Source organism: Pseudomonas sp. FG36, from assembly GCF_057809275.1.
Genome location: NZ_JBMDJQ010000053.1, coordinates 23,287 through 30,832 on the forward strand (window position 1 = coordinate 23,287; position 7,546 = coordinate 30,832).

Consider the following 7,546-nt stretch of genomic DNA (forward strand, 5'->3'; position numbering starts at 1 on the left):
GATCTGCAGGAGTAGGCTTGACCCGCGATGGCCACTCAGAACTTGTAGTTGACGCTGGCCATTACGTTGCGCTCGTCGCCGTAGTAGCAGTAGTAGCCATCGCAGGTCGACAGGTAGTCCTTGTTGAACAGGTTCTTGGCATCCACGGCAACCGTCACGCCCTTGAAGGTACCGTTCAGGCGGCCCAGGTCGTAGTGCACCGAGGCGTCGTACACGGTATACGAGCCGACGTGGCCCCAGTCGGTGTTGGTGGTGTTGCCATAGGTGTCACCTACATAGCGCACACCCACCCCGACGCCGAAGCCGTCCAGCGGGCCGCTGTGCCAGGTGTAGTCGGCCCACGCGGTAGCCTGGTTGCGTGGCACCTGGGCCATGCGCTTGCCTTTCTCCTCAGTGGTGCCCTTGACGATCTCGCTGTCGTTGTAGGTGTAGGAGCCCACCAACTTGAGGTTTTCGGTTACATCGGACGTGGCCTCCAGCTCCAGGCCCTTGACCCGGACTTCACCCACCTGGCGGGTGACGTTGGCCTCGGTGACCGACATATTCTCCTGGGTCAGGTCGAATACCGCAGCGGTGAACAGGCTCTTGCTGCCTGGCGGCTGGTACTTGATACCTAGCTCATACTGTTTGCCTTCGGTGGGCTTGAAGGCATCGGTGCTGTTGACCGAGGAGCCTGACGCAGGTTCAAAGGACTCGGCATAGGAGATATAGGGGATGATGCCGTTGTCGAAGACGTAGCTCAGCGCCGCATTGCCGCTGAACTTCTTGTCACGCTGGGTATTGGTGGCATCGCCCATGTTGTGGAACGTGGTACCGGTGTGCACCCAGTCTTCGCGGCCACCCAGTGTCAGGCGCCAGTTGTCCAGGGCCATCTGGTCTTGAAGGTAGAGGCCGGTCTGCTGCGTTTTCTGGGTGTAGTCGTACATGTCGAAGTACTGGACGTTCGAGAAGTCCTGGCCGTACACCGGGTTGTGGATGTTGCTCGGCGGCACGCCGGCCGAGCCCCAGCGCCAGCGGGCATTGCTGCTGGAACGCTGGTGATCGAGCCCAAGCAGCAGGGTGTGGCTGACCACGCCGGTCTGGAAATCGGCCTGGAAGTTGTTGTCCACGGCGAACTGGCTGATGTCCTCCTCGACAATACCGGCGGTGCGTTGCACGGTGCCATCGGGGCTGACGGCTTCATCCGGGCCTTTGGGCCAGATCGAACCGCCAGCGGTGATCCCTTTGAAGTCCAGTTCGTTGCGCACGTAGCGCAGGTTCTGGCGGAACTGCCACATGTCGTTCAGCCGGGTCTCGAACGCATAGCCCAGGTGGTAGTAGGTACGGTCGTAGGATTCCCAGTCGGGATCGCCCAGGTTCTTGTGGTGGGAAATCTTGCCTGCCGGGCTGGCCAGCTTGGTGCCCTGCAACGGCAGGAACTGGCCGGTGATGCCGGTATCGTCGCGGGTATACTGGCTGAGGAAGGTCAGCTTGGTATCGTCGTTGATGTTCCAGGTCAGGCTGGGAGCGATGTTGTAGCGTTTGTCCGGAATATGATCGACTGGTGCGCCGCTGTCGCGCACGGTGCCGCTGACGCGGTAAAGAAACTGGCCGGCATCGTCGACCTTGCCGGTGCTGTCGAAGTTGATCTGCTTATGGTTGTTGCTACCCACCTGGGCTTCCACTTCATGGCTGCTTTCCAGCTGGGGCCGACGGCTGGTCATGTCCAGCAGGCCACCAGGCGGGGTCTGGCCATAGACGGACGAAGCAGGGCCGCGCAGTACGGCAATACGCTCCAGGTTCCAGGTCTCGATCTTGGGGGTGGCGTAGTTGCCCTGAGGCAGTGGCAGGCCGTCGAGGAACTGGGTGGGCACGAAGCCACGCACCAGCAGCCAGTCATTGCGCGAGTCTGCGCCGTATCCGCTGCTCTGCACGCCTGCGGTGTAGCGCAAGGCGTCATTCAGGTTGAGGACCGGGCGGTCTTCCATCTGCTGGCGAGTGATCACGCTAACTGAGCGTGGCAACTCCGCGATGGCAGTATCTGTCTTAGTGCCCGCCGCAGTGCGGGTCGCGGTGTAGCCCTCTACCGCGCCCCAGGCGCTTTCAAAGCTGCTGTTGGCGTCGATGTTTGTCTCCGGCAGTGCCAGCGTGCCCTCGCTTGCCGTTACCAGGCTATAGCTGCCGGCGCTGCTCTGCTGCAGTTGCAAGCCCGTACCACGTAGCGCGGCTTGCAGAGCGCCGACGGCGTCGAACTGACCGCTTACCGGCGCCGAATTGCGCCCACTGACCAGCGCCGGATCCAGCGCCAGGGCGATACCGGCCTGGCTGGCGATCTGGTTCAGGGTGCTGGCCAGCGGTGCGCTGGGCAGGTTGTAGGCACGCATGGCGGACTGTTCGGCGGCGAACAGGGCGGTGCTGGCCAACGGGGTGGCCAGGCCGATGGCCAGGGCCATCAGGCTGGGGCGAAGCAAAGCATCAACGGCACGGGACATTCAGCGGCTCCTCGACGAAATAGTGCTGACTGCTTCCTTGCCGAGCGAGAGTGGGAAAGTGACAGGGGGGTGTGAAAAAAATACGACTGATTTGCAAAACCCTTTGGGAGGCGGTAAGCCGGCTCCCAAAGGGTGGTCTGGCTGGGGCTATTTGGCGGTAACGGTGACCCACCACGGCGTATGCCGTTCGATCTTCACCGGCAGCACCGGTTGCAGCGAGGCCAGGGCCAGGTCGGTGTCGGTCAGCGGGAAACTGCCGCTCACGCGTAGCTCGGCCACTGCGTCGCTGACGCCCAGGTGGCCGCTGCGGTACTGGCCGAGGGTGGCCACCAGGTCGGCCAGGCGCACGTTGTCCACCACCAGCATGCCGCGGGTCCAGGCGTCGCTGCCGACCGCCACGGGGCTGACACTGCCCAGGCCGTCGGCGCTCATCAGCACTTGCTGGCCTTCGCGCAGCACCTGCTCGTCGCCGCTGTGCTGGGGTTTGGCGGCTACCGATGCCTGCAGCACCTCCAGGCGTGTGCCGGCCTCCTCGCGCTTGACCAGGAAGCGGGTACCCAGCGGGCGCAGGCGACCTTCCTCGGTGCGCACCAGCAATGGGCGGCTGTCCTTGTGGCCGGTTTCCACCGAGATCTCGCCCTGGTGCAGGACAATCAGCCGTTGTTCGCCCTGGAAGTCGATGTCCACCGCGGTCTGGCTGTTGAGGCTGAGCAGGGTGCCGTCTTCCAGGCGCAGGGTGCGCAACTCGCCGGTGCTGGTGCGTTGGTCGGCCAGCCAGTAGGTGGGCGACAGTGACGGTGCGCCAGCCCAGGCCAGCAGGCCGCCAAGTAGCAGCATGCCGGCCAGGCCGCCCAGGCGCTGGCGCAACCCGGCCCGGGATTGCAGCAGGGTGTGGCGTACCGGCCCGGCGGCAGCGTTGACGCGCTGGTCGAGCATGCCCAGTTGCAGCCAGGCGCGGGCGTGCTCCTCGTGGGCGGCGTGCCAGCGCGTGAACTCGCTGCGTTCGTCCGGGGTACCGCTACCTTCGTCGAGGCACAACTTCCAGGCGATGGCCGCTTCCAGCACCTTGCTGGAAACCGGGGCATGCTTCATGTCGGCTCCCCGTAAAGGGCGACATAGCACTGACGCAGGCCTTGGGCGATGTACTGGCGCACGCGCGAGACCGACACCCCGAGGCGCTCGGCGATCTCGGCGTGCCCCAGGCCGTCCAGGCGGTTGTACAGGAAGGCTGCCCGGGCCTTGCTCGACAGTTTGCCCAGCAAGCGGTCGATGGCCTTGAGGTCTTCGAGGATCAGGTGTTGCTGTTCCGGTGACGGGTGCTCGGCTTCGGGCAGCAGCGCCAGTTCCGCGAGGTAGGCCTGCTCGAGGGCGGCACGGCGGAAGTGGTCGAACAACAGGCCCTTGGCCACGGCGACCAGAAAGGCGCGGGGTTCGCGGGGGGCGTCCAGGCGCTCGCGGCCGAGCAGGCGCACGAAGGTGTCCTGGCTCAGGTCCTCGGCACGCTGGCGGCAGGCAGTGCTGCGCTGCAGCCAGGCCAGCAGCCAGGTGCGATGGTCGCGGTACAGCGCGCCGACCAGTTCGGCATGTGGACTGTGCGCAGACGTCAAGAAGCGTTCCCCGAGAAAGAATGCGTTAACTAACGATAATTATTCGCGATTGTGGCAGAGGCAGGGGGGAGGGCGCAATTGACGCTTATCGGATTGCCAGCATGTCAGGGGAGCGCGATAAAAGTCAGAGGCCGTGGTGCTGCGCCTTGCGTCGTCGCCACTGGCGCACCCGCTGCTCCAGCTGCAGCGGGCTGTCCAGTTGCTGGCGGCGCGCCTGGCTGAACAGGATCAACGCAAGTTCCGCGGTCACCTGGGCATCGGCGCTGGCATGGTGGCGGGCCTGGACTTCGAGGCCGAAACGGGCGATCCAGTCGTCCAGCCCGGCCTCGCGCAGCACGGTGTCGGGGTTGAGCATCGGCGCCAGCTCCGCCACATCGAGGAACAAATGCTGCAGGCGCAGGCCCAGGCTGTCCTTCAACGCCCGGGCCAGCATGCGCTGGTCGAAAGGGGCATGGAACGCCAATACCGGACTGTCGCCGATGAACGTCATCAGGTCGAGCAGGGCTTCGGCCGGTTCGCAGCCGGCAGCCAGGGCGCTTGGGCCCAGGCCGTGGATCAGCACGCTGGCGTTGGTTTTCTGTTCGGGGCGGCGCAGGGTCCGCTCGAACGGCCGACCGAGGTCGATGGCACCGTCCTCGATGGCCACCGCGCCGATCGACAGCACCTGGTCGCGATTGAGATTCAGGCCGCTGGTCTCCAGGTCCAGCACCACCCAGCGCTGTTCGCGCAGGGAGCACACGCCCAGGGGCGCAGGGCCTGGCAGCACGGCCAGGCGCCGCTGCAGCGCCGCATCGAGTTCGGGGGCTGTGGGGCGCAACCAGGCGAACAGGTTCACAACTGGTACCGCAGGGCCAGGCTGCTCTGCAGGCGCTGGGCCTGGCGCAGGGACTCGCGCAGGATGCGCCGGTCCAGGTGGTTGAGGCTGTCGGGGTCCAGCCGGTTGGAATAAGGCATGTTCTCGCGGCTCTGGCGCTGGTGCTGCTGCATGCGGGTCTGCTGGATGAAGTGGTAGGCCTCTTCATAGGCGGCGCCGTCGAGCGGGTCGATGATGCCCTTGGCGATCAGCTGACGCAGCCGTTCGAGGGTGTTGCAGGCCGTTATGCCATGGGCCAGGGCCAGCAGCCGAGCGCCATCGACGAACGGGGTCAGGCCCTGCACCTTGAGGTCGAGGGTGGCGGCCTTGTCGTCACCCTGGCGGGTCAGCACGAACTCGCGCAGGCGCCCGACCGGCGGACGCTGGCGCAGGGCATTGTCGGCCAACATGCGCTGGAAGATGCGGTTGTCCGCGACCTGCTCCAGCAGGCCCTGGCGCAGTTGCTCGCAGCCTTGCTCGTTGCCCCAGACCACGCGCAGGTCGAAGTAGATGCTCGAGCCCAGCAGGTTTTCGGGGCTGGCTTCGCGCACGAAGCCGGCGAAGCGCCGTGCCCACTCGCCGCGCGACAGGCACAGCTCGGGGTTGCCGGCCATCACGTTGCCCTTGCACAGGGTGAAGCCGCACTGGGCCAGGTTGTGGTTGATCTGTTGGGCCAACGGCAGCAAGCGTGCGCGGATCGCCTCGGCTTCGGCGCCGTCACGGGCCTCGAAAAGAATGCCGTTGTCCTGGTCGGTGTACAGGGTCTGCTCGCGGCGGCCCTCGCTGCCGAAGCACAACCAACTGAACGGCACGCCCGGGTCGCCGCGCTCGGCGATGGCCAGTTCGATCACCCGGCACACGGTGTGGTCGTTGAGCAAGGTGATGATCTGGGTGATCTGGGTTGAGGAGGCGCCGTGGGCGAGCATGCGTTCGACCAGCTGGCCGATTTCGCCGCGCAGTGACACCAGGCTGTCCAGTCGCGGTGCATGGCGGATGGTGCGGGCCAGGTGCACCAGGTCGACGCGTTGCAGGGAGAACAGGTCGCGCTCGGAAATCACCCCGCACAGGCGCTGGTTGTCCACCAGGCAGACATGGGCAATGTGGCGTTCGGTCATCGCCATGGCGGCGTCGAACGCACTGGCCTGGGGGCTCAGGTAGAACGGTTTGGCGGTCATGTAGCGCTCGATGGGCGCGGTCAGTTCTGCGCTGGCGTCGGCCACCACCTGGCGCAGGTCGCGCAGGGTGAAGATGCCGATGGGGTGGCGCTGCTCATCGATGATCACGATGCTGCCAACCTGTTGCTCGTGCATCAGCCGCACGGCTTCGCGCAGTGGCGTGTCTGGCGTGCACACCACCGGGTGGCGCAGCGCCAGCTCGCCCAACGGCGTGTTCAGCGAGTACTGGGTGCTCAGGGTTTCCACGGCGCGCTGGCGCACTTGCTGGTTGACCTGGTCGAGCAGGCTGCTGACGCCGCGCAGGGCGAAGTCGCGGAACACCTCGGACATGGAAAACACACGAATGAACGCGGCCTTGTCCAGTTGCAGGCAGAAGGTGTCTTCGCCGGCCAGGTGCTCGGTGCGGGTGGCCCGCTCGCCGAGCAAGGCCGCCAGCGGGAAGCATTCACCGCTGGTGATCTCGAAGGTGGTCTCGGTGCCTGGCTTGGTGACATGGTGACGTTCGCCGACCACGCGCCCCTGCTTGACGATATAGAAGTGCTCGACCGGGCCCTCGGCCGGCGTGATGATGCTTTCGCCGCCTGCGTAGAAGCGCAGCTGGCACTGTTCCACCAGGTAGGCCAGGTGGCTGTGTTCCATCTGGTTGAACGGCGGGAAACGCTGCAGGAACTGCAGGGTGCCCTGGATGTTTTGCAGTACCGCTGTCCTGCCGGCCTGGGTATAGGCGTCCTTTTTGCTCATGAAGCTGACCGTATCGCTACGCCGAACTATATATATCTATCTATAGGGGTCGGCTTTGTTGTTCTCGGCCCCCATGGTCGGCTGGCCGTACTGTGGTGCCCATTGGACGTAAGTCTAGAGCGAGGCTGTCAAGGACCCGACGAAAGGCGAACCGGGCGATGTAAATTTCGCGGTCCTAAGCTGTGAACGAGATTTTTTTGACGAGATGGGCCATGGCCGAGCATGACGACATACTGAGTGACGCCGAGCGCGAGGCACTGGCCGGGGTGAGTGCGCCTGTCGCGGCTCGTCCCGTAGTGCTGGTGGTGGACGACAACCCGGTGAACAGCGAGGCGCTGAGCCTGTACCTGAAGAGCCGAGGCATCGCCTGCATGACGGCTGACGGCGCGCAGGAAGCGATGTTGAAGCTGCATTACGAACCGCGGATCGCGCTGATGATCACCGATCTGCGCATGGAGCCCAAGGATGGCCTGGAGCTGATTCGCCAGGTTCGCGAGTCCGAGCGGGCGGCGCTGTCGATCATCGTGGTGTCGGGCGACACCGATGTGAAGGAGGCGGTGGACGTGATGCACCTGGGGGTGGTGGACTTTCTGCTCAAGCCGGTGGACCTGGGCAAATTGCTGGAGCTGGTGCGTCGCGAACTGAGGATGGATCAGGGCTGAAAACGATCGCGGGGCAAGTCGCATCGATGCTCCGATG

5 protein-coding genes and 1 pseudogene are annotated in these 7,546 nt (G+C 65.0%); 1 reads left to right on the forward strand and 5 read right to left on the reverse strand.

Going from position 1 to position 7,546, the window contains the following annotated elements:
* Positions 1-35 precede the first annotated feature (35 nt).
* The 5 genes from ACODS9_RS25265 to ACODS9_RS25285 all read right to left on the reverse strand — a co-directional run bounded on the left by ACODS9_RS25265 (position 36) and on the right by ACODS9_RS25285 (position 6,847).
* Positions 36-2,471, reverse strand: a complete 2,436-nt coding sequence (locus tag ACODS9_RS25265; RefSeq protein WP_401107738.1) for a TonB-dependent siderophore receptor — start codon at positions 2,469-2,471, stop codon at positions 36-38.
* A gap of 147 nt (positions 2,472-2,618) precedes the next feature.
* Complete coding sequence (locus tag ACODS9_RS25270; RefSeq protein ID WP_046857423.1) at positions 2,619-3,563, reverse strand: FecR domain-containing protein; 945 nt, start codon at positions 3,561-3,563, stop codon at positions 2,619-2,621.
* Positions 3,560-4,078 (reverse strand): RNA polymerase sigma factor, encoded by a 519-nt coding sequence (locus ACODS9_RS25275; protein WP_038707220.1) that lies wholly within the window; start codon positions 4,076-4,078, stop codon positions 3,560-3,562. Before ACODS9_RS25275 ends, ACODS9_RS25270 begins: the two co-directional genes overlap by 4 nt.
* A gap of 124 nt (positions 4,079-4,202) precedes the next feature.
* Entirely contained in the window at positions 4,203-4,913 is a 711-nt protein-coding gene (locus ACODS9_RS25280; RefSeq protein ID WP_489095026.1) for a 3'-5' exonuclease, read from the reverse strand.
* Positions 4,910-6,847: a putative nucleotidyltransferase substrate binding domain-containing protein gene (locus ACODS9_RS25285; RefSeq protein ID WP_489095027.1), complete on the reverse strand. Its 1,938-nt coding sequence runs from the start codon at positions 6,845-6,847 to the stop codon at positions 4,910-4,912. The genes ACODS9_RS25280 and ACODS9_RS25285 overlap by 4 nt, the downstream gene beginning before the upstream one ends.
* A gap of 205 nt (positions 6,848-7,052) precedes the next feature.
* On the opposite strand from ACODS9_RS25285, the pseudogene ACODS9_RS25290 reads away from it, so the two are divergent.
* Positions 7,053-7,509, forward strand: a pseudogene (locus tag ACODS9_RS25290) (response regulator).
* Positions 7,510-7,546: the final 37 nt, after the last annotated feature.

Bases quoted from the DNA above. Each gene is read 5' to 3' on its own strand.
- ACODS9_RS25270 (WP_046857423.1), bottom strand. From the start codon at position 3,563: ATGAAGCATGCCCCGGTTTCCAGCAAGGTGCTGGAAGCGGCCATCGCC.
- ACODS9_RS25285 (WP_489095027.1), bottom strand. From the start codon at position 6,847: ATGAGCAAAAAGGACGCCTATACCCAGGCCGGCAGGACAGCGGTACTG.
- ACODS9_RS25265 (WP_401107738.1), bottom strand. From the start codon at position 2,471: ATGTCCCGTGCCGTTGATGCTTTGCTTCGCCCCAGCCTGATGGCCCTG.